A 21,006-nucleotide genomic window follows, 5' to 3' on the forward strand; every position below is an offset into this window, starting at 1 on the left:
TAAGTACTTGTGATCGTTGCTTCCGACGACCGGCCGTCCCACATGCAGCCGGAAACGCCAATCGTCCCGTCCCCTTGCCGAGATCATCATGAGCGCCACCACCGCCGCACCGCCCCGGACCCTCCGCCTGAATGTCAAGGACAATGTCCGCGTCGCCGTCGACACGATCATGCCGGGCACGACCATCGAGGGCGTGACGTCGGTGCAGCGCATCCCCAAGGGCCACAAGATGGCGATCGCCGGGATTCCCGAAGGCGGCGCGATCCTGAAATTCGGCCAGATCATCGGCTTCGCCAAGATGCCGATCGCGCCCGGCGAGCACATTCACGAGCATAATTGCGGCATGCATGATTTCGACCGCGACTATCAGTTCGCGGAAGGCGCGCATGATGACGGGCTGCTGCCGGAAGATCAGCGCCGCACCTTCGAGGGCTATGTCCGCCCGAACGGCAAGGTCGGCACGCGCAATTATATCGGCGTCCTGACGAGCGTGAACTGCTCGGCGACCGTGGCGCGCCACATCGCGGAAGGGTTCAACCGCTCCGGCCTGCTCGAAGCCTTCCCCAATATCGACGGCGTCGTCTCCTTCGTGCATGGCACGGGCTGCGGCATGGGCGGCTCGGGCGAGGGCTATGAGACGCTGGAGCGCACGCAATGGGGCTATGCCACGCATCCGAACCTCGCCGGCGTCCTCGTCGTCGGCTTGGGGTGCGAAGTGTTCCAGATCCCGCGCCTGATGAAGTCCTACAACCTCGTCGAGCATGAGGGCTTCCGCACCATGACCATCCAGGACATTGGCGGGACCAAGAAGACGATCGAGTGGGGCATGGACATGATCCGCGAGATGCTCCCGGCCGCCAACGCCAAGACGCGCACCACCGTCCCCGTCTCCGAGATCATGGTCGGCATGCAGTGCGGCGGCTCGGACGGCTATTCCGGCATCACCGCCAACCCGGCGCTCGGCTATGCCTCGGACCTGCTGGTCAAGCATGGCGGCACCACGATCCTGTCCGAAACGCCGGAAATCTACGGCGCCGAGCACCTCCTGACCCGCCGCGCCGCCGACCGCGTCGTCGGCGAGAAGCTGGTCGACCTGATCCATTGGTGGGAGGATTACACCGAGCGGAACCAGGGCGAGATGAACAACAACCCCTCGCCGGGCAACAAGGCCGGCGGGCTCACCACCATCCTGGAAAAATCGCTCGGCGCGGCGGCCAAGGGCGGCACGGCGACTTTGCGCGGCGTCTACAAATATGCCGAACCGATCGACGCGCATGGCTTCGTCTACATGGACAGCCCCGGCTACGACCCGGCTTCGGTCACCGGCCAGGTGGCGTCCGGCGCCAACATGATCGTCTTCACCACCGGCCGCGGCTCGGCGGCGGGCTACAAGCCCACCCCCTCGATCAAGCTCGCCACCAATTCAGACCTCTACGCCCGCATGACCGACGACATGGACATCAATTGCGGCGACATCCTCGAAGGCGTCAGCCTGGAGAAGAAGGGCGAGGAAATCTTCGAGGAAATCGTCGCCGTGGCGTCGGGGAAGAAGTCGAAGTCGGAGATGCTGGGGTATGGGGATGCGGAGTTCGTGCCGTGGCAGATTGGTGCGGTGATGTAGGGGGGGGCGACCAAGCAAAAGTCTATCACATCTCGCCCCCGAGGTGCGACTAAGACGATAGCGCACTTCTCACCCGATGCCCATCTTGCGACCAACATGCCCTATCAGGGCATGGCGGCGTGGCTCAGTCGATACTATAAAATGAACGCGCCCCTCGATTGGTGCGAGGTCAGCGTGGTCGCTGAAAGTTCGTTCGACGCCGTTCTGGTCACGAAAATGGACTAGGGCCAGTCGAGTCTTGCTTTCCGGTCTGACGTTGAATGGGAACATCGGATGGGGCGCTTTGGTTGCATCCCAAGCCGCGATTGCCCGATCAATTCCCGCTAACTTGATCCAAACCTGTTCTAGGAAGGGATTTCCGGTGAGGATGGACTCGATCTGCGCTTTAGTTCGGGGAATGAACTCCAGATTGGGAAAGAGTTCGGCTCTTTGAGCCCACATCTCCAAGCCGCTGTTAAACGGTGGACGCAGTTCTTCGCGTAGCTCGGGTTCATGAATGAGAACGCTATGTGGTTCGGCAGCATTCCGCGCCCAGACGACCTTTTGAGATATCTCGCCATCCGCCGCGAGTATTAGCAGGTCGAGTTGCACGCTTGGGGATCGCCATAGATCGTTTGTGGCCAGGCTGATTCCAAGGCCCTTCAGAAGATGGGCGAGTCCCAGAGAATTAGCAACCGCACCACCGGGAACAGTATCATTTGCGCAAATTCTGTACTCGAATTCGCTTGGATCCGGCCCACCACCCTCCGCGAGCGCGTAGTCTAGCGGGGCCCTATTGTTGAGCGCCTTAAGGTATTGGCTCTCTTCGACGCATATACCATCATTGCGTACAGACGCGACGGTTGTCTCAGGACCCAGTAGTAGTTCGTTAAGCGGTAAAGCGCAGTTTAGAACTAATCGGCTATCAATCCTGCGCGCGGCGCGAATCGTGGCGACAAGTCCCTTCAAATACGCGATCGCTTGTGCACGAGGCGTCGCTTCGGTAGAGCTAGAGAGGTCATTGAGAAACAGTTGCAGAGGCATTTTCAGCTCAACCTAGAAGATGATCAAGACTGGATTCCCACTGATCAAAAAAACCAACTGGCCAATACGATAATCTACCTTCTGAGCTCAGCGTCGGCGTTTCATAATTGCTCGATCTTCCTGGATTCCTCGAAAAGAAATGAAGATTTACTTTATTCGGATCAAGTAATCCATCTTTCACAGCCAAACGAATTCCGTTAAGTACATGATCGCTGTGGCTCTCAACGATAACCTGAACATTATTTGCCGCTGCCAACGCCAGTAGTCGGCCGATCGAAACTTGTCCCCGCGGATGAAGTTGCGCCTCGGGATTTTCGACAACCAAAATCGTATCGGGACGAGCTGCAAGGCATGCCGTCACGACTGGCAGCGCATGTGTCAGGCCAAATCCGACGTTGGTCGGACGCAATGGCTCGCTATATGCCGCGCCCTCGCCCTTGTACGAGAATACAAGTCGAACCAGGTCGGTCATCGGCACCGGCACAGGCTCGACTCGCACGCCTGGACTGAATTCCTGCATCCAAGCGTTCACCTGGGCGATTAAGCTTGTCGCCCGTCGCTCGTGAGGAGACCGGAGGATATCAGCTGTCGCAATCTGCTCACCGAACTCCAAAAGGAAATGTGCGGTATATTCGCCCTTCGGTCCGAGAAACCTCTGCTGGCGTACGGCGTTCTGCGATTTGGGTGACGTTACCGATGGCGTAATTCGATCTGCTCGCAGAAACTGGAACCCCCGATGAAAGAGATCGGGTAGCGGCAATATATCGAGGTCTGGCTTCACGGAGCAGGAAAGGACGTCAGCTTCGGGACTCGCTAAAGCCTGCCAGCGATAAAATATTTCTGCTCCCTGCTTTGTCTCGGAGAGCGATATCGCTATTTCAGGCGTACTGAAGCCCTGGTATAGCGCATCACGACCTGTGCCGATATCAACCAACTCTCCATTCAATGCGATGTCACCATCGAGTAGAAATTTGCTGTCGAACGATTGACGAAGTACCCCTAGAGCTTGGAGGACTGTGCTCTTTCCACTGCCGTTGAGTCCCGAGAGTAAGGTAAGGTGGCCTAAACTCAGATCGATCTCGTCGAAGGCCTTGAAGTTTTCGAGTCCGATGTTGTCAAGCATCGTTGAGAACTCGTGTGATCAGATCGCCGATCGCGGAGAATCGACGATTCACCTTGCGGATATCACCTGTTCCTTGGGAGATAGCGCTCTCGAAGGACCTATCATGGCATAGCGCGATGAAGCCGTCTCTCATCAGTTCTCCTCGCTGTTGCAGGGTGACGAGCTCTGTCGCCGTAAGGCGCGCAAGGTTAACGGAAAGCGCCTCAAAGATTGCCTTGTTAATAGGTAGCCTACCGGCGCCCTTCTCGAAGCGTTTTCGAAACGCATCGCGATCGAAGATCCCAAAAGCTGCTTGTAGTGCGCTTACGAACCGACTTTGGATCGTCGCGAGTTCACCGTCACTGGTCATATTGATGGCTTTCATAGCGCCAATTAGGAAGCCGTCCATGTCCGGCTGCCTGTAGCTCTCGAGGCCGAGCAGAAAGAAGGCGATAAAACGCAACACGAGTTCGCGATCGTCCATCCTAATCGGCTGAACGCTGCCGTCGGTGGCGCGAGCAAACCATGGTAGAGTTGCCCAAGTCTCTAGGACATGACGCGCTTTGCCTGGGGTAATGGCGTGACGCAATTCTTGAGCCGAGAGCGCCATCCCCCCCGTGTTGATTCGAGCGAAGATGTTAAATTTCACCTCCGGTGGTGTCCCTTTTCTGATAAGATGAATAATGAGTTCAGTTTCGCGAAGCCTCATTTTTAGGCGTGGGCTGAGACCTTCGAAGTCTTTGCCCTCATAGTCGTGAAGGTATTCTAATCCTGTTAGGATAAGGGGCTGACCACCGATAATTTCTGGCTTAATGAATCGCGCGATTGTCGAAAGACGTTGAATGCCGTCGACGATCTCCCATCGCTCATCTTCATCCTCAGCAGCATAAAGGACCGGCAGCGGAATCCGTAGGAGTAGAGATTCGATGAGCCTGCTTTGCCTGCGCGGATCCCAAACTCCCCACCGCCGCTGAAAGTCAGGTTGAAGATCGATCATTTCCGATTCGGTGCGTGACAGTAGTAGGTCAACAGTCATCGAACGAGTAACGACATCGATATCGTCCGGATCGAAGGGTTCAGCGATCTTCTCGTTGCTGTCCGCCGCTGGTTGGTCGTCTTCGATCCCCGTCGCGCGGCCAAACATGTCAACATGCTCGATCACAGCTGACGATTCTTCCATTTTGGCACCCTGCAGTCTTTCGAGTCTCCGTTAGCAGTACTCTAGCTGAGCCATTGAGTGCGAGCTACAGGGGGGGGGTGGCTCTATTAGCGGAGCGTGGTGCGCTTGCCGAAGCGTGCCTGGCGGCGGGGAGAACATTGCCGTTGAGGCCGGAGACCGGCGGGTCCGCCTCAGCCCCCGCCCCGAAAACGCAATTGCGTTTTCGACCCGCCCTCCAGGGGCGGGTTAAGGGGAGTGTGGGGCGGGCGTCGTGCACGTGCTCCGTCCGCCTGTGACCCCTCCCCAAATCCGCTTTGCGGATTTGACCCTCCCGCAAGGGGAGGGTTCAAGCGGAGGCGGGTCCTGCGTCACAGCGACGTTGTCCGCCGCCGCCTCAGCGTCGCTTTGCCGTCGCCGCCAGCACATAGCCGAGCGCCATGGTCATCGCGGCGGCGGCGATCCCTGAGCAGATCACGCCGGCCGGCGTGATGCGGGCGTGGCCTTCGAGGGTGATGTGCTTGCCGATCCTGAGTTCGAAGCTGGAGCGGATTTCCTCCGGATGCGTCAGGATTTCGGGCGCGGCGGCTCTCTCGGCGTCGGTCATGGCGGTCCCTCCGGTTGAAAGGAGGCTAACGCCTGCGGCGCGGAAAGGGCAAGGGCCGGCGGGTGGGGCTCTCTTCCTTCCCTATGGCGACGTTGCCGCCGGCCTCCCTCTTGAACCCGCCCCTGGAGGGCGGGTCGAAGGCGCGTAGCGGCTTCGGGGCGGGGGTAGCTTCGGCGCCTGCCGAAGCGTGCCTGGCGGTCGGTCTGAGTGCGGTGTTGGGTTTGCTTTTGAGGGCTGGAGACGGCTCCATCCGCCTGTACCCCCGCCCCGAAAACGCAATTGCGTTTTCGACCCGCCCGCCAGGGGCGGGTCAAGGGGAGCGTGGGGTGGGTGTCGTGCGCTTTCCGGCGGTCGCCGGGTGCCGTACGAAAAACAATCTATCCCCGCCAGATACAACCTGTGATATATGTAAGCGATCCCCGTCCGAGGAAGAGGGCGAACCGGTCGTTCCGATCGTGGGCGGGGATGCGGCGGTCCAGCTGGTGAAGGTGTAACGAACCTTCTCCTGCCGGCGGCCGAAGCGTGATGCGCCTACTCCGTGACACCGGGGCAGCGGCGGCGCTGCCGCTTCTTGAAGCGGAAGCGTGGAATTCGCCGCCGGGTGGCCTAAAGCGAAAGCAACACCCAGGGTCCATTGCGCGGGGCTGAAGCTTCTGCCGCGCGCGGGGCGCCGGATGCCCGGAGCTCGGGCGGTTCGGGCACCTCAAACCATCATCTTCGAAGCCGGCGCGCCGCCCGCGCCCCGGCCCCGGCCGCCCCGCGCGCCTCTTCCCGTCCCCTTGCTGCGATGCGCCGCGGGGCGAAGAAGGCTGCGCGCTTTTTCGTCGGCGCCGCGTGCCGCTACGCCGCCTTCTTCTTCGGCTGGATCAGCTTGCGGTTGACCAGCACTTCGGCGATCTGCACGGCGTTGAGCGCGGCGCCCTTCCGGAGATTGTCGGAGACGACCCACATGTTGAGGCCGTTTTCGATCGTGGCGTCCTCGCGGATGCGCGAAATATAGGTCGCGTCCTCGCCCGTCGCCTCATAGGGCGTGATGTACTGGTTTTCTTCCGGATTATCGATGACGAGGCAGCCCGGCGCCTCGCGCAGGATATCGCGGGCCTCGTCGGCGGTGATCGGCTTCTCGAATTCGATGTTGACCGATTCCGAATGCGAGATGAACACGGGAACGCGGACGGCGGTGCAGGTCAGCTTGATCTTCGGATCGAGGATCTTCTTGGTCTCGGCCATCACCTTCCATTCTTCCTTGGTGTAGCCATCCTCCATGAAGACGTCGATATGGGGGATCAGGTTGAAGGCGATGCGCTTGGTGAACTTTTCCGAGACGATCGGATCATTGACGAAGACGGCGCGGGTCTGGGTGAAGAGCTCGTCCATGCCCTCCTTGCCGGCGCCGGAAACCGACTGATAGGTCGAGACGACGACGCGCTTGATGACGGCGATGTCGTGCAGCGGCTTCAAGGCGACGACGAGCTGCGCGGTCGAGCAGTTCGGATTGGCGATGATGTTGCGCTTGGTGAAGCCGACAATCGCGTCGGCGTTCACTTCCGGCACGATCAGCGGCACGTCGCTGTCATAGCGCCAGGCCGAGGAATTATCGATCACGACGCAGCCCTGCGCGGCGATCTTCGGCGACCATTCCTTCGAGACGGTACCGCCGGCCGACATCAGGCAGATGTCGGTGTCGGAGAAATCATACTGGTCGAGCGGCTTCACCTTCAGCGTGCGGTCGCCATAGGAGACTTCCGTGCCCTGGCTGCGGCGCGAGGCAAGCGCCACGACGGTGTCGGCGGGGAAGCCGCGCTCGTCGAGAATGTTCAGCATTTCCCGGCCCACATTGCCTGTGGCGCCGACGATTGCGACCTTGTAGCCCATGTTTGTCCTACTCCTTGTCCGTCTCTCCCACGCCGCCGGCACGCGCTTGTCGCATCCGGCCGGCCTCTCCTCCCTCGATGCGCCCCGAGGGAGAGAGCGGGGAAGCGAGGGCGATCAGGCTTGGGTCGTGGTTTTTGGCGTCGGGGTGGTGGTGGCGCGGGCAACAAACGTCGCGCCGGCGTGGTTCGCCAGCGTGATCGGCTTCGAGACGGAAGGAGCCCGCGCGGTCATCGGAAAGCCCGAATGTTGATGGCGGTCTTCTGACGGCAAAAGGCCGTGAAGTCAACTGAAAGCCGCGAAAGCGGGCGGCGCGGGGGAGGGCAGGAAATGGGTGCGGCAAGGCTTCGCCGGGGCGCGCGGGTCGGTGCTATGCTGGCGGCGCTGCTGGTTGCCGGCGCGGCCGGCGCGGGCGAGCGTGTGCCCGAGAGCGAGATCGAGCGGATCTTCTCGGGCATGACGCTCGACGGCACCTATGCCAATGGCTCGTTCTTCAGCGAGACCTATAACAGCGACGGCACGATCCGCTATCACGATCCCGACGGCGCCGACTCCGGCGAATGGTCGGTCAAGGACGGCAGGTTCTGCACCTTCTATGAAAATGCCGAGGGCGCCTGCTTCGCCGTCGAGCGCGACGGCGCCAATTGCTTCACCTTCTATGCGCCGAGCGGCACGAGCAGCGACGCGCCGCTCAATCCGGACTGGACCTCGCGCGGGTGGGACACGACCCTGCCGCCAACCTGCCCCAAGGCGCCGGAAGTCCAGCTATAGGGCGTACCGCACCCGGCAATTCGCGTGACTTCCTGGCAAAATCCCGCTATGGTTGTAGAAACATGTGGGGTTAACCATGCGGATTGCCTTCTTGGGTGGCCTCAGCACCAAGCCCCAGCGATCCTTTCGAGCGGAGACGGGTCGGATGACCCCCCTACGCCGCCTTGTCGAGGCTTCTCCTCTCGCAGACCTCGTCGACGATGCCCCAGGCCATGGCCTCCTCCGCATCCATGAAATGGTCGCGGTCCAGCGTGCGCTCGACCTCCTCCAGCGAGCGGCCGCAATGGCGGGCATAGAGCGTGTTCAGCCGCTGCTTGGTCTTGCGGATATTCTCGGCGTGGAGTTCGATGTCCGAGGCCGAGCCCTGGAAGCCGCCGAGCGGCTGATGCAGCATGATGCTGGAATTGGGTAGCGCGATGCGGCGCCCCGGGGCGCCGGCCATGAGCAGGAACGAAGCCGCCGAACAGGCTGAGCCCATGCAGAGCGTCGAGACCGGGCTCGAGATGAACTGCATCGTGTCATAGATCGCAAAGCCGCTCGACACGACGCCGCCGGGCGAATTGATGTAGAGCGCGATCTCGCGGTTGGGGCTTTCCGATTCCAGGAACAGCAACTGGGCGCAGATCGTCGCCGAGACATTGTCGTCGATCGGGCCGTTCAGGAAGATGATCCGCTCGCGCAGCATGCGTGAATAGATGTCGAAGGAGCGCTCGCCGCGGCTGGACTGCTCGACGACCATGGGGACGAAGTTCATCGCAACGATCCTTTCAGGCGGCGAGGCGCATAAGGGTAGGCAGCGAGCGACGGGCGAAGGTGGCGCGCCGGGGCTTGCGGATGCGGCGGCGCGCGATGGCGGCCGGCGGGAGGAGGACCACGATTTCGGGCTCTTCGGCCGGGAGGTCGAAGCGGTAGTCAGAGGCGACGACGAAGCCGTCATGGACAAGGCGCAGATGCGTCCGGCCATCCGCGGTCGGTTCCAGTTCGAATGTTACGACCGTGTCGAGCGTGTCCTGCGTGCCGTCGGCTCGGGTCTCGCTCGCCCGCCAGCTGAAGCGCAGATGGCGCGGCGGGTCGCTTTCCAGGATTTCGCAGTCGATCGTGCCGCCCTGATCGGCCGCGCCGGCCCGCGTGAAATGCGCGCCGGTCTCGGGCGCAATATCGTTCGGGAGCAGCCATTGCGCCAGCAGCGCCGGCTCGCTCAAGGCGCGCCAGACCTTCTCGATTGGCGCGTCGAGATCGCATTCGAGGTGGAGCGACGCCAGCTTTGGCGCCGGCATATCTGGCTGGGTCATGGGTCCATCTCCTTGAGGACGGTCTTCAGTTTCTCGATCCGCTCGGGCCAGAAGCGGCGATAGCGGTCCACCCAGTCGGTCAGCGGCGCCAGGCCATCGGGAGTGATGCTGTAATAGGCAAAGCGCCCGTCGCGTCGCTCCTGCACCAGGCCGGCGGCTTTCAGGGCGGCCAGATGCTGCGAGATCGCCGGCTGCGAGACGGCGAAGTTGGCCTTCAGTTCCGAGACGCTCATCTCGCGCGCCGCCAGCCGTTCGAAGACGGCCCGGCGGGTCGGATCGGCGAGGGCGCGGAAGATGTCGGGCTCGATCATGAGCAATATATAAGCAATAGCTTATTCGATTCGCAAGGCGACGTTTCGAGCCTTTTGGGCCTGCCATTGACATCGGCACTCCGCCATTCCTAAATGCGAATAATTCGCATTATCAAAAAGGATGCGCGATGCGCGGCGTGGACGAGGTTGCGGGCGAGGGCGGTGGCTGGCGTCGGTCGCGGGGGCTACCGTCGCTGTCCGAGGTGCATGGCTCGATCGCCGTCGCGCCGGGTGCGCCGAGCTGGCGCAAGGCCGCGGCGTTTCTGGGGCCGGGCTATCTCGTCGCCGTCGGCTATATGGATCCGGGCAATTGGGCGACGTCGCTCGCCGGCGGGTCGCAGTTCGGCTATGCGCTGCTTTTCGTCGCGCTGCTCTCCAACATTATGGCGATCATCCTGCAGGCGCTGGCCGCCCGGCTCGCCGTCGCCACGGGGCGGGATCTCGCGCAAGCCTGCCGCGACGCCTATCCGGCGCCGGTCGCCTTTTGCCTATGGATCCTCGCCGAGATCGCCATTTGCGCCACGGACCTGGCGGAAGTGATCGGCACGGCGATTGGCCTCAACCTGCTCTTTGGCATTCCGCTGGAGATCGGCGTCATTTTGACGGCTTTTGACGTTTTCCTGGTGCTCTATCTGCAGGCGAAGGGCTTCCGCTGGGTCGAGGCGCTGGTCATCACGCTGCTCGGGGTCATCGCGGTGTCGTTCCTGATCCAGATCCTGATGGCGAGCCCGGACTGGAGCGGCGTCATCCGCGGCTTCGCGCCGACGACGGATCTCCTGACGAACCCGAACATGCTTTATCTCGCGCTCGGCATCATCGGCGCGACGGTCATGCCGCATAATCTCTATCTGCATTCCGGCATCGTGCAGACGCGCGCCTATGCCACAGACGAGACGGGCAAGCGGGAGGCGATCCGGTATGCGACGCTGGATTCGACGCTGGCACTCATGTTCGCCCTCACGATCAACGCCTCGATCCTGATCCTCGCCGCCTCGGCCTTCCACGCTCATGGCCAGCATGATGTGGTCGAGCTCGACAAGGCCTATGCGCTGCTGCACCCGCTGCTTGGCTCCGCGCTGGCGCCGACTCTGTTCGCGGTCGCGCTGCTGTGCTGTGGCCTGAATTCGACCGTCACGGCGACGATGGCCGGGCAGATCGTCATGGAGGGCTTCATCAATATCCGCCTGCAGCCCTGGCTGCGCCGGCTGATCACGCGTGGCATCGCCATCGTGCCGGCGGCGGCGGTGACCATCCTTTATGGCGCCAGCGGCACGGGCAAATTGCTGATCCTCAGCCAGGTGATCCTGAGCCTGCAACTGCCCTTCGCGGTGGTGCCGCTGGTGATGTTCACGGCGGAGAAGCGCAAGATGGGCGTCTTTGTCGCGCCGCGCTGGCTGACGGCGATCGCCGCAATCACGGCGGTGATCATCATCGCGCTCAACATGAAGCTGCTCTACGACGTCGCGACCGGCTGACCGCTATCCGTCAGCTGGGCTACAAATGGCGACCTGGATGTCTGGGTCGCCATTTTCGTCGCAGCCTAGACCTGACAGCTCCGCGCCGATCAGGCCGTCTCGGGGATCGAGAAGCGGCCAGTTTCGGCGTCGAGCAGGTAGAGCTCGCCGGTTGAGATGTCGAACCACGCGCCGTGCAACTCGATCTCGCCGATTTCCTCAAGGCTGCGGATCGTCGGGAAGGTGCGCAGATTCTCGACGGCCTTGCGGATCGAAGCGAATTCGAGTGCCCGCTGCGCGTCGTCCGTCTCCTTCGGATCGTCGCAGACGAGCGCTTCGGCCGGAGCGATCAGCGTGATCCATTTGCCGATGAAGTCGCTGGAGGCGAGGCCGACGCCCTGGCCGTCGCGGGCCGCCATATAGGCCTGCACGCCGCCGCAGCGGCCATGGCCGAGCACGACGATATGCTGGACCTTGAGGCCCATGACGCCGAACTCGATCGCCGCCGAGGTGCCGTGATACTCGCCGTCCGGATCATAAGGCGGAACCAGATTGGCGACGTTGCGCACGACGAAGAGTTCGCCCGGCGCGGCGTCGAAGATGGTTTCCGGCGCGGCGCGGCTGTCGCAGCAGCCGACGATCATGGTGCGCGGCCGCTGTCCTGCTTCGGCAAGCACGCGGTAGCGCGAACTTTCCTGCGGCAGTCGCTGCTCGCGGAACGCCGCATAGCCGCGAATGAGACGGTTCGGGAACCTCGCAATCTGCGCCATCGGATTGAACTCCACGCCATGGGATCGAACGACATCATGCAGTGCAGCAAGCCGCGCGCCGACGCAAGACCCCGCCTGCCGGCCAAACCCTTGGGCACTCGGTTGCCGCCTGGTGATCCCGGGCGGAGGTGTGTCCGGCTGTCACGGGCGCGACATTCCTGCAACCCCCTGCCAAGTTCTGGCGGCAAGCCGAGGCCGAACCTTGGAGCTGCGGGAACGAGGCTGTATTTTCATGTGAGCTGAATGTGAGATTCAGATCGACAGCGGATGCGACCGCGGGGGCAACGCGATGGCTGCTGGTGGGGGGATACCGAGATGAAGAGCCTTATCGTTGCCGGAAGTCTTGCGGCAGGCCTCCTTTGCGGACCGGCTTTCGCGGCTGACATCGCCGAAGTCCCGGCCGCTCCGATGGAGTCGGCACCGACGAATGACTGGCGCTTTCAGGCGACGATCTATGGATGGCTCTCAGGGGTAAACGGCGATGTCGGCGCCAAGGGGCTTGGACCATTCGGGATCGACGTGACGCCGATCGACGCTATCCAGAACCTCGATGGCGCGGTCATGGCCTCGTTCGCGGCGCAGAACGACCAGTGGCTGATCCTGACTGATTTTATGTGGACGCAGATCAGCACCGACAAGACGATCGGCACGACGGGCATCAACTATTCTCAGGACCAGATAACGGTGCAGGGGGCCCTGGGCTATACGCTGCCGATCAATATCGAGCGGCTCAAGGTGAGCGCCACGGTTGGTTTCCGCTATCAGAATCTCAGCGCCGATCTGTCGGCCGGCCCGGTTTATTCGTCGGTATGGAAAAGCGCTTCCGGTTCGGAGCAATGGATCGATCCGACCGTAGGCGTCTATGCCCATTATGATTTCAACGACAAATGGTTCATCAACGCTCTTGGCGATGTCGGCGGCTTCGGCGTCGGGTCGAACCTGACCTGGCAGGCCTTTGGCGCGCTCGGCTACAACTGGACCAAGACGATCTCGACCTCGATCGGCTACCGCGCCATCTATGAGGACTACGAGAATGGCGGCTTCGTCTACAACACGACGCAGCAGGGCGTGTTCGCCGGCCTCGGCATTCACTTCTGAGCGTTGAGGACCGGGCTACTCGGTCTCGCGCGGCGATACGCTGATCGGGTCGCTGGCCGGGAAGCTCTCTTCCAGCGCCTCGTCGAGCCGTTCGTCGAGATGCTCCGGCGTCTCGTCCGGCAGCGACGGCAGGATGTGCGTCTCGATCACCGATCCCTGCTTCAACGCCAGAGTCACCGGCGTCTTCTCGGCGATCTCGGCAAGGCGGGCGATCTGATCCGGCGTCAGCTCGGCGCCGAAGCGCAGATGGCGCAGGATGTGGTTGTCCTTTGCCGTGCGGCTGTGCTCGATCTCGGCGTGGATCGTGCCGAGTTCCCAGCCCTTGCGCGCGGCATACATGCGCAGCGTGATGATGGTGCAGGCGGCAAGGCCGCTCATGACGAGATCGAACGGGCCGGGCGCCGTGCCACCGCCGCCCCGTGCCACCGGCTCGTCGGCGGCGATATTGTGCGGTCCGGCGGTCATGGCAACAGCGAAGTCCGCGCTGCCCAGCGTTGCCTTGATGGTCGGCATGGTCGTCTCCATGATCGTGTCGACGATCTATCGCGCGACTACCACTGGACTCGCAAGCCGAAGTTGCCCGACCAGGCGTCGCCGCTGTCGAGGGCCGAGGCGTAGCTCGCTTCGCCGTAAAGACTGGTGCCCGCCGCCAGACGCAGCGTGCCGCCGAGCCCGATCTGGCCGGTGAGCCGCCCCGGCTCCTGGGCCATCGTGGTGCCGCCGACTGCGACGTCGGTGTTGCCGACAAAGGCGTAATAGAGATTGGCGATTACGTAGGCGTTGTAGCGCATCGCATCCAGCGCGATGGCGTCGATGAACCCGGCATGCTCCAAGCGCAGGCCGGCGCGGCCGATCAGGCTCTGCCCATTGATGCTGGTGACGGTGGTTCCGTCCGCATCGGTCCAATCGTCTGCGCCGACCGAGGCGTAGAGAAGCTGCGCCTGCGGCACGATCGACCACGTCGGCGCCGGCTCGAAGCGTTTGCCGATTTCGAGGCTCAGCGCGGTTCCGAGGGCGGAATTGGCGCTGGCAAGCGTCGCCGCGTCGCTGACGGAGATGCCGGTGTCGAAATAGGTGACCTGCCCGACTGCGTCGGCGTAGAGGCCATCGCGGCCCCAATAGGTCAGCGTCCCGCCGAAGCCATAGGCGTCGCTGTCGATCCGGCCGGTGCCGGCCGTTCCATGCGAGCGCGTATCGACGGTCACCTGCGAGCGGCCGAAGGTTGCCGTCACACCGGCCGTGACCAGTCCCGGCACCGCGAGCGGCAATTCGCCTGCAATTCCGGTCTGCCCGAAGGCAAGGTCCTGCTGGTAGGGCGATCCTGTTTCCGGGCTCGCGCTCGCCGTCAGGCCCGCGCCGCGCACGAAAGCGCCACCGGGGACGGTGGTCGTCGCCGACCCCACGCTCCAGCCGCCGGTGCGCTGCTCCAGCGTGCCGATACTGGCAGTGCTATAGGCGAGCAGGGCCGACGGGTAGGCGCGATAGGTCTGCGCGGCGGCGGAAAGGTCGCTGCGAAGGTACCAGCTGCCATTGCCGGAATCCGCGCCGGTGCCGCCCTGATAGAGACGATAGTCATAGGCACCGGCGATGGTGCGGCCGAGCGTGAAGCCGTCCGCGGACGAACTGCCCGCCACGCTGACGATCTCGATGCCGTCGCCGGTCGTCTGTGCACCGAGGCCCCCGAGATTGACGACAGCCAGCCGCGTCGAACCGGACACGTTACCGCCGATGGCCAGCCGATCCGTCAGCGATGCATCGCCGCCGAGCACGGTACCGAGTGCGACGGTTCCCGTGCCCTCGTAATCGCCTGCTACCGTGAGCGTCGTGCCGGCGCCGCGGCCGAGAAGGGAGATCGTCCCGGCATTGGCGAGGCTCGCTACCGTCTCGTCGTAACCGGCGAGGTCGAGGATCGCTCCGGCCGATACGCTGAAGTCCGATGCCGGAGAGAAAGCGTCAACGGCGCCAGCGGCGAGCGTTCCCGCCTCGACGCGGGTCGTCCCGGCATAGAGATTGGTGCCGGTCAGGATCGTCGTGCCGCTGCCGGCCTGGCTGAGCGAGATCGACCCGGTGATGTCCGGGGCGAACACATAGGCCGCGTCGGAGTGATCGAAGACGAGGCTCGCCATGCCCGCACCGCCGGTCACCTCGCTGGCCAGCAGCGTTCCGGCGCCTGCGCCATTGCCGATCTGCAGCACTCCGGTCGATCCAGCGGCGCTGGCGAGCGTCACGATGCCGGCCCCATCGCCGACATCGACCACGCCGAGGCCGGAGAGGAAAAGCGTGCCACTGCCTTCCGCGCCGATCGCGAGGCTGTCCGATACGGTCCAGAGCGATCCCAGCCCGTCCACCGTGACGAGGCCGACGCCGGTTGCCGCTTCGCCGATGATGGCGGCGCCGCTTTCCGCGGTCGCGCCAGCCGTCACCTGCAATTCGCCATCGCCGGCCGCGCCGATGGTGATGTCGCCGGAGACGGCAAGGTCCGACCCCTCGGCATTGACCACGACAAGACCGCTCCCGGTTTCGTCGGCGCCGAGGATCACCTCGGTCGCCGAAGCCGTGCCACCCGCATCGAGGACCAGAGCGCCAGCACCGGCCGCGCCGACCGTCAGCGAGCCGGAGAGGGTAAGGGCCGAGCCGTCATTGCCGACGAGAACCGCGCCGGCTGCCGTTTGCGCCGCGCCGACGATGGCGTCCGCAGCGGAGACGGTACCGCCATTGGCGATCTCGAGCCCGCCCGTACCGGCATTGCCCACCGTCAGCGTGCCGGCGACATCGAGACTGGAACCCGCATCGGTGACGAGCAGCGCCCCGGCCCCGGTCGCTTCCGCGCCTAGTGTTGCCGATCCGGCGGTGGCCGTGGCGCCGAGCGAGATCGTGGCGGCGCCATCGCCGGAAGCACCGATGGTCAGCGCATTGGCGACGTCGAGGCTGGAACCGGTGCCCGAGAGCGTGACGAGGCCGGACCCGTCTTCCGAGAGGCCGATCGTCGCCGAGCCGGCGGAGGCGGAGCCAGCAGAGTTGATGTCGAGCGATCCGGTGCCGGCGTCCCCGACGACCAGCGCATCGGTCACAGTGAGCGAGGACAGGGCGCCGGTGACCGCCACCGAACCCGTGCCGCCCGCGCTGGCGCCAAGGCTGGCGCTACCCGTCAGCACACTGCCGGCGGCCTCGACGGTCAGCGTCGCGCTGCCTTCCTCGCCGATTACCAGCAGGCCGTCATTGGTCCAGCTCGATCCGTCGCCGGTAACGAGTGCGATGCCGACGCCCGTCGGCTGGTCGCCCAGAGCCGCGCTGGCGGAGATCACGCTGCCGCCGGATTCGACCGTCATCGAGCCCGATCCCGCCTCGCCCAGGACGAGCGCCCCCGTTATGGTCAGGGTCGAACCCGCTCCGGTGATGCGGATCGTTCCGGTGCCGCCCTCCAGCGATCCAGCCGTCGCGCTTGCGGTGTTGACGGTACTGCCGGCCTCGAGGAAGAGATTGCCCGTTCCTGCCGCGCCGATGGTCAGGCTGCCGGCATTGGTCCAGCTCGAACCGTCGCCGTTGAGCGTAACCGTCCCGCTGCCGCCGGCTTCGCTGCCGAGGGTCGACGCCAGGCTTGAAAGCGTGCCCGAGCCCTCAATGCGCAGGCTCGCCGTGCCTGCGCCGCCGAGGACCAGCGCGCCCTGCACTTCCAGCAGCGAATCCGCGCCAGTCACGAGGACCGTGCCCTGGCTACCGGCGAGCGAGGCCGCCGTGAGATTCTGCGTATCGACCGTGGCGCCGGACGAGACGGTCAGGAAGCCGGTTCCTTCGTTGCCGACCGTCAGATCCTTGTTGGCGGTGACAAGCGTACCCGCGCCATCGACCGACAGCGTTCCCGTCGATCCGGCGCTGTCGCCGAGGACGACATCGCCGCCAAGCGTCGCGGTTGCCGACATGTCGACGGTGAGCGTGCCGGTGCTGCCTGTCTCGCTGCCGATGATGACGTCGCCGCCGGAGGTCCAGTCGGAGCCGAGCCGCGTGACGGTAACGGCGCCGGTGCCGAACTGACCGATGATGGCGGTGTCGGTCGACGTCGTTAGCGTGCCGCCGCTGGTGATCGAAAGCGTGCCGGATGTCGTCTCATCCGTGCTGCCGAGGATGATGGTCGCCGCCGCCGCTCCGGGCGTGGTGATCTGCGCCTCGCCGCCATTGTCGATGACGACGATGGTGGCGGCGGTCGGCTCACCGGCCGGCGTCCAGTTGCTGCCCGTGGTCCAGTTGTCGGCGCCGGTGTTGTTCCAGATGCTTTGGGCGGAGGCGGCCGTGGAGGCGAGGAGCGAGGCGAGGATCGCGAGGCCAGCCCGTCGGACGATTGGTGATCCAGGCGAGACAGCCCGAATCCCTCTCCATCGTCGCGCCGCAGCCGACACTCGCGCCCCCATCATGCCCCGAAAAGCGGTCCGCCGAACGCAACACCAGATGCGACGGATCCTGGAGGTCACTGTGTCGAATCGAGCTTAATGGCGGGTTAACCATAACCCTTCGCCATCAAGCTCTTGCGTGAAACAGTGGACAAAGGAGTTGCGGAAGTATCGAAGCCCGCCGGGCTGTCCCAATCGCGGCGGGGGGGCGCCGCGACGGCCTTGCGAGGGCGGAGAGACGCGTTTCAGAGCTTTGCCGTCTTCCGCCACAGGCCGGCCCCGCCTTCGATGCCGGCATCGTTGGAGGCGACGGAGACGGAGGATGGCAGGTCGAACTCGACATGCTTGGAGTTGCCGCCGCCCAGATAGAGATGGTCGTAGTGGAGCAGGGTGTAGAGAATGCCGACTGTCTTCTCGACGCGGTGGTTCCAGTGCTTCTTGCCCTCGGCTTCGAAGGCAGCGTTGCCGAGATATTCGTCATAGGTCTTGTCGTCATGCAGCGGATGATGGGCGAGTTCCATATGCGGCATCAGATCGCCGTCGCGAAACAGAGCTGTTCCGGCGCCGGTGCCGAGCGTCAGCACCATTTCGAGGCCCTTGCCGGCAACGATGGCGAAGCCCTGCATCTCGGCGTCGTTGATCATCCGCGCAGGATGGCCGCCGAACACCTTCGAGATCGCGTCGGCGAGCGCGAAGCCCGACCAGTCCTCGGTGCCGAGATTGGGAGCGGTCAGCACCGTTCCGTTCCGGACGACACCGGGGAAGCCGACCGAGATCCGGTCGAAGGCGGGGAAGCCATTTGTCAGCCCCGAAACCGCATCCAGGAACGCCTTGGGCGGGCAGGGGTGCGGCGTCGGCACGCGTGCCCGTTCCGTCAGCATCCGTCCGCTCTCGTCGATTACCGCCGCCTTGAGGCCCGTACCGCCGACATCGATCGCCAATATGCCCGCCATGCTCGTCTCCTTCTTCGGCTCGTCGCTCACAGCGGCGCCTTCAGGGCGCCGCTCGGTCCCAGCGGACGCCGCACGGGCGGCGGCGACCGCGCCGGATCGACCGTCACCGCGAAATCGGCATTCTCCCAGCGATCCGCCTGAGGCCAGTAAAGCGTGAAGCGGATGATGGTTCCGACCGCCGCCTCGCTCGTTGGCAGGGTGACGAGATCGATGCCGAAATCGTTCGGCGCCGTCGGCGTATCGTGGATCGTCGCCCAGTCATCGGTCGTCCAGTGCACGATCGCCGGCGCCTGCAATTCGATCCGGAGCGATTTTCCGCCTGAGATGGTGCGGATCTTCTGGCAGAAGCGCCAGGATCGCACTGGCGAGGTGACGCCGCGTTTCTGGTAACGCTCGACGGTCTGCGGCGGCATGTCGAATACGGCGCCGTCGCGGAGCGAACGCAGCAGCTTGATGTGCTCGGAATGGGCCCAGACCAACGGCATGGCGCTGCCGGAGGGGCGGCCGTGGAAGAGCTCCCGCTCGGGAATGTCGGTCGCGTCCCATACCTGCTCGGGCAGCAGACCGCCGATGCTCGCCGATTCCTCCAGCGTCGTCAGCAATTGCTCCGCGACCTCGATCCGTCCGGCGGCGAGTTCATAATGCGCCCGCTCGCCTGAGAGCAGCGGCCAGGGTCGGCCGATGCCGACGCCGTTGAAGGGGGCGCCGTCCTCGTGCTCACCATAGCCGTCGCCATTGTAGCGATACCAGATCGGCCCTTGGGGTAGCTCAGCCCGCAGCGTCGCGTCGATCGCGGCAATTGTGTCGAGGATACGCGGATCGTCCGGCGCGCGCAGCCCGAAGCGGACGAGCGCCAGGGCATCGGGGCTGATCAGCATCGCCGCCAGCTGGCTCATCTCACTCGGCGGGCGATTCTTGACCGGTACGAAGCCCTCCAGCGGCGAGGCGGCATCGGCTGTCTCCGGCGCGGCGATGCGGACATAGTAGCCGGAGATGCCAAGTCTCTGGGCCAGCTCCGTGTCCTTCGCGAAGGTCCAGTACTCGATGTCGTCGTTCCAGCTGTCGGCTGTCTCGCGCAGATAGCGAGCCGCCCTCTTGCGGCCAAAGGTATCCATAAGGTCGGCGGCGGCCAGCAGGCCGGCAATCTCGACGGCGAGCGTGAACGGCGAATAGCCGGCATCCTCCTCCCAGCGATCCTGCGCCGTGACCGGGCCGTTGACGGCGACATAGCGCGCCGCCTTCTCGATCATCGGCAGGAACCGCGCAAGTTCGTCGCGCTCCAGATGCCCTGAGCGATGGAGCATGTCGGCGAGGAGCAGCGGGAAGGCGCATTCATCCATCTGCACGCCGCTCCAATAGGGCGTGCCGTCGAGCCAGACATTCTGCGACCAGTGTCCGTCTTCCTCCTGGATCGACATGAGATAAGCGAGGATGTCGCGCGCATAGGCCGTGGCGCCAGCGGCGAGAAAGCCTCCCGCCGTCTCGACCAAGTCGCGTGGCCAAACGAGGTGATAGCCGCCGAGATCCTCGTCACCCTTGGAGAATCCCCACGGAATCGAGAGGCTGGCGATCGCCGCGCCCGGGAAGGAGGTCGGCTGGTGCGTCGCCAGCACTGCCGTCGAGATGCGATAGCGATTCAGGTTCGACGAGCCGGCGGGGCGGTCGAGCGGGAGCAGGCTGTCCTGCCAGGCGCGCCAGCCATGAGCATAAAGCTTGCGGGCTGATTCGAAACCGTCCTGCAGGCTCGATAGCGCGCGATAACCTGCCTCGTCGGGCCGGACGCCAAAGCCGAGAGCGAGCAGCGCGTGGCCCTTGCCAGGCGTGAGATCGATCTCGCCGGATAGCGCGACATTGCCATGCTCGGCAAGCTGATAGGCCTGGTTCAGTGGCTCACCGCGTGACAGGTTCTGCCAACCGTCCGATGCACCGACGAAGCCGACCGATCGGGCGAGCCAGGGCACGCTGCAGGCCAGCGCCACCGAGACGCCGCGCGGCCCGGAGGCGAACAGCATCGGCGTACCCTTGTAGTCGCCGACCCAGGCCGTGTTGTTGGCGCCGGCATTGACGAGATGCGGCGAGAGCAGGGCGTAGAGACGATAGTCGGCAAGTTCGCCTTCGAGCGCCTCGAAGGTGATCCGCTGCAGCAGCGCCTCGCGGCGCGGGTCGGTCAGGATTTCCTTTTCGATCCGGTAGCGACGGTCGCGGGCGGTATTGGAGAGGCGGAAGGCCGGAACGCCTTCCTCCATCATTGAGACTTCATGATCGGCGTCGCGTTTCTCCTCGGAGAAATAGCCGTCCGGCCCGGCGACGACGAGGCCGAAATCGCGGGTGCAGGCGGCATCGACGCGCGGGTAATAGATTTCGTTCAAAATGCCGTGGGATAGCGTGAACCAGATGCGGCTCGCCGCCGTCATCGCCGTGCCGACGCCGCTCTTGGCGCTCGAGGTCCAGCGCGGATCGAGGCCCGGAGCGCCGGGCGGCAACTCGCTAGTCGAACTCATGGTCGTTTCCCCCTGGGAGCATTCCGTCGCGCTATCACGCCCGAAGCTCGATCTTTACTCTCGCCCAGAAGAGGCGATGAAGTCATAACC

General features: G+C 64.0%; 17 protein-coding genes. 4 read left to right on the forward strand and 13 right to left on the reverse strand.

The genetic code is table 11. From position 1 onward, the window contains the following. Nucleotides 1-88 precede the first annotated feature (88 nt). Entirely contained in the window at nt 89-1,621 is a 1,533-nt protein-coding gene (locus OSH05_RS12370) for a UxaA family hydrolase (RefSeq protein WP_104219654.1), read from the forward strand. Nucleotides 1,622-1,690: 69 nt separating this feature from the next. Here OSH05_RS12370 and OSH05_RS12375 read toward each other — a convergent pair whose 3' ends face one another. The 5 genes from OSH05_RS12375 to OSH05_RS12395 form a co-directional block, all read right to left on the reverse strand. Further along, a complete protein-coding gene (locus OSH05_RS12375) occupies nt 1,691-2,644 on the reverse strand; it encodes a hypothetical protein (protein ID WP_104219655.1) in 954 nt (317 codons plus the stop codon). Between the two features lie 7 nt (nt 2,645-2,651). Further along, the gene (locus tag OSH05_RS12380) at nt 2,652-3,767 is read right to left on the reverse strand and encodes a DUF3696 domain-containing protein (RefSeq protein WP_104219656.1); all 1,116 of its coding nucleotides are present in this window, start codon (nt 3,765-3,767) and stop codon (nt 2,652-2,654) included. Then, entirely contained in the window at nt 3,760-4,926 is a 1,167-nt protein-coding gene (locus OSH05_RS12385) for a DUF262 domain-containing protein (protein ID WP_104219657.1), read from the reverse strand. Before OSH05_RS12385 ends, OSH05_RS12380 begins: the two co-directional genes overlap by 8 nt. 373 nt (nt 4,927-5,299) lie before the next feature. Further along, the gene (locus OSH05_RS12390; RefSeq protein WP_104219658.1) at nt 5,300-5,509 is read right to left on the reverse strand and encodes a hypothetical protein; all 210 of its coding nucleotides are present in this window, start codon (nt 5,507-5,509) and stop codon (nt 5,300-5,302) included. 840 nt (nt 5,510-6,349) lie between these two features. Next, a complete protein-coding gene (locus tag OSH05_RS12395; protein ID WP_104219660.1) occupies nt 6,350-7,384 on the reverse strand; it encodes an aspartate-semialdehyde dehydrogenase in 1,035 nt (344 codons plus the stop codon). A 327-nt stretch (nt 7,385-7,711) separates the two neighbouring features. On the opposite strand from OSH05_RS12395, the gene OSH05_RS12400 reads away from it, so the two are divergent. After that, nucleotides 7,712-8,152: a hypothetical protein gene (locus OSH05_RS12400; protein ID WP_104219662.1), complete on the forward strand. Its 441-nt coding sequence runs from the start codon at nt 7,712-7,714 to the stop codon at nt 8,150-8,152. 154 nt (nt 8,153-8,306) lie between these two features. Here the strand turns inward: OSH05_RS12400 and OSH05_RS12405 are convergent, their stop codons facing one another. Genes OSH05_RS12405 through OSH05_RS12415 form a run of 3 tightly spaced genes read right to left on the reverse strand, consistent with a single transcriptional unit; the run spans nt 8,307 to nt 9,755 of the window. Continuing rightward, nucleotides 8,307-8,906 carry an ATP-dependent Clp protease proteolytic subunit gene (locus OSH05_RS12405; protein WP_104219663.1) on the reverse strand — a complete coding sequence of 200 codons (600 nt, stop codon included), beginning with the start codon at nt 8,904-8,906 and terminating at the stop codon, nt 8,307-8,309. A gap of 13 nt (nt 8,907-8,919) precedes the next feature. Beyond that, the gene (locus OSH05_RS12410; protein WP_104219664.1) at nt 8,920-9,444 is read right to left on the reverse strand and encodes an SRPBCC family protein; all 525 of its coding nucleotides are present in this window, start codon (nt 9,442-9,444) and stop codon (nt 8,920-8,922) included. Next, the gene (locus OSH05_RS12415; RefSeq protein ID WP_104219665.1) at nt 9,441-9,755 is read right to left on the reverse strand and encodes an ArsR/SmtB family transcription factor; all 315 of its coding nucleotides are present in this window, start codon (nt 9,753-9,755) and stop codon (nt 9,441-9,443) included. Before OSH05_RS12415 ends, OSH05_RS12410 begins: the two co-directional genes overlap by 4 nt. Before the next feature lie 128 nt (nt 9,756-9,883). On the opposite strand from OSH05_RS12415, the gene OSH05_RS12420 reads away from it, so the two are divergent. Next, nucleotides 9,884-11,230, forward strand: coding sequence for an Nramp family divalent metal transporter (locus OSH05_RS12420; RefSeq protein WP_104219666.1), 1,347 nt, complete (start codon nt 9,884-9,886; stop codon nt 11,228-11,230). 89 nt (nt 11,231-11,319) lie between these two features. Here the strand turns inward: OSH05_RS12420 and OSH05_RS12425 are convergent, their stop codons facing one another. Next, entirely contained in the window at nt 11,320-11,970 is a 651-nt protein-coding gene (locus OSH05_RS12425; RefSeq protein WP_407660390.1) for a carbonic anhydrase, read from the reverse strand. Between the two features lie 324 nt (nt 11,971-12,294). On the opposite strand from OSH05_RS12425, the gene OSH05_RS12430 reads away from it, so the two are divergent. Continuing rightward, nucleotides 12,295-13,077: a hypothetical protein gene (locus tag OSH05_RS12430; protein WP_104219668.1), complete on the forward strand. Its 783-nt coding sequence runs from the start codon at nt 12,295-12,297 to the stop codon at nt 13,075-13,077. Between the two features lie 15 nt (nt 13,078-13,092). On the opposite strand, the gene OSH05_RS12435 is transcribed toward OSH05_RS12430, so the two are convergent. From OSH05_RS12435 to OSH05_RS12450, 4 genes are all read right to left on the reverse strand, one after another. Continuing rightward, nucleotides 13,093-13,590, reverse strand: coding sequence for an OsmC family protein (locus OSH05_RS12435; RefSeq protein WP_104219822.1), 498 nt, complete (start codon nt 13,588-13,590; stop codon nt 13,093-13,095). 38 nt (nt 13,591-13,628) lie between these two features. After that, entirely contained in the window at nt 13,629-17,471 is a 3,843-nt protein-coding gene (locus tag OSH05_RS12440) for an autotransporter outer membrane beta-barrel domain-containing protein (protein WP_165801616.1), read from the reverse strand. 236 nt (nt 17,472-17,707) lie between these two features. After that, nucleotides 17,708-18,415 (reverse strand): ROK family protein, encoded by a 708-nt coding sequence (locus tag OSH05_RS12445; RefSeq protein WP_104219823.1) that lies wholly within the window; start codon nt 18,413-18,415, stop codon nt 17,708-17,710. 26 nt (nt 18,416-18,441) lie between these two features. Continuing rightward, complete coding sequence (locus OSH05_RS12450; protein ID WP_104219670.1) at nt 18,442-20,916, reverse strand: glucan 1,4-alpha-glucosidase; 2,475 nt, start codon at nt 20,914-20,916, stop codon at nt 18,442-18,444. Between the last annotated feature and the right edge of the window lie 90 nt (nt 20,917-21,006).

The organism is Kaistia algarum (genome assembly GCF_026343945.1).
GTDB classification, from domain to species: domain Bacteria; phylum Pseudomonadota; class Alphaproteobacteria; order Rhizobiales; family Kaistiaceae; genus Kaistia; species Kaistia algarum.

Coding starts and splice junctions, on each gene's coding strand:
- OSH05_RS12370 (WP_104219654.1), top strand. CDS start 89: ATGAGCGCCACCACCGCCGCACCGCCCCGGACCCTCCGCCTGAATGTC.
- OSH05_RS12405 (WP_104219663.1), bottom strand. CDS start 8,906: ATGAACTTCGTCCCCATGGTCGTCGAGCAGTCCAGCCGCGGCGAGCGC.
- OSH05_RS12390 (WP_104219658.1), bottom strand. CDS start 5,509: ATGACCGACGCCGAGAGAGCCGCCGCGCCCGAAATCCTGACGCATCCG.
- OSH05_RS12420 (WP_104219666.1), top strand. CDS start 9,884: ATGCGCGGCGTGGACGAGGTTGCGGGCGAGGGCGGTGGCTGGCGTCGG.
- OSH05_RS12400 (WP_104219662.1), top strand. CDS start 7,712: ATGGGTGCGGCAAGGCTTCGCCGGGGCGCGCGGGTCGGTGCTATGCTG.
- OSH05_RS12430 (WP_104219668.1), top strand. CDS start 12,295: ATGAAGAGCCTTATCGTTGCCGGAAGTCTTGCGGCAGGCCTCCTTTGC.
- OSH05_RS12380 (WP_104219656.1), bottom strand. CDS start 3,767: ATGCTTGACAACATCGGACTCGAAAACTTCAAGGCCTTCGACGAGATC.
- OSH05_RS12410 (WP_104219664.1), bottom strand. CDS start 9,444: ATGACCCAGCCAGATATGCCGGCGCCAAAGCTGGCGTCGCTCCACCTC.
- OSH05_RS12375 (WP_104219655.1), bottom strand. CDS start 2,644: ATGCCTCTGCAACTGTTTCTCAATGACCTCTCTAGCTCTACCGAAGCG.
- OSH05_RS12395 (WP_104219660.1), bottom strand. CDS start 7,384: ATGGGCTACAAGGTCGCAATCGTCGGCGCCACAGGCAATGTGGGCCGG.
- OSH05_RS12415 (WP_104219665.1), bottom strand. CDS start 9,755: ATGATCGAGCCCGACATCTTCCGCGCCCTCGCCGATCCGACCCGCCGG.
- OSH05_RS12450 (WP_104219670.1), bottom strand. CDS start 20,916: ATGAGTTCGACTAGCGAGTTGCCGCCCGGCGCTCCGGGCCTCGATCCG.
- OSH05_RS12435 (WP_104219822.1), bottom strand. CDS start 13,590: ATGCCGACCATCAAGGCAACGCTGGGCAGCGCGGACTTCGCTGTTGCC.
- OSH05_RS12385 (WP_104219657.1), bottom strand. CDS start 4,926: ATGGAAGAATCGTCAGCTGTGATCGAGCATGTTGACATGTTTGGCCGC.
- OSH05_RS12445 (WP_104219823.1), bottom strand. CDS start 18,415: ATGGCGGGCATATTGGCGATCGATGTCGGCGGTACGGGCCTCAAGGCG.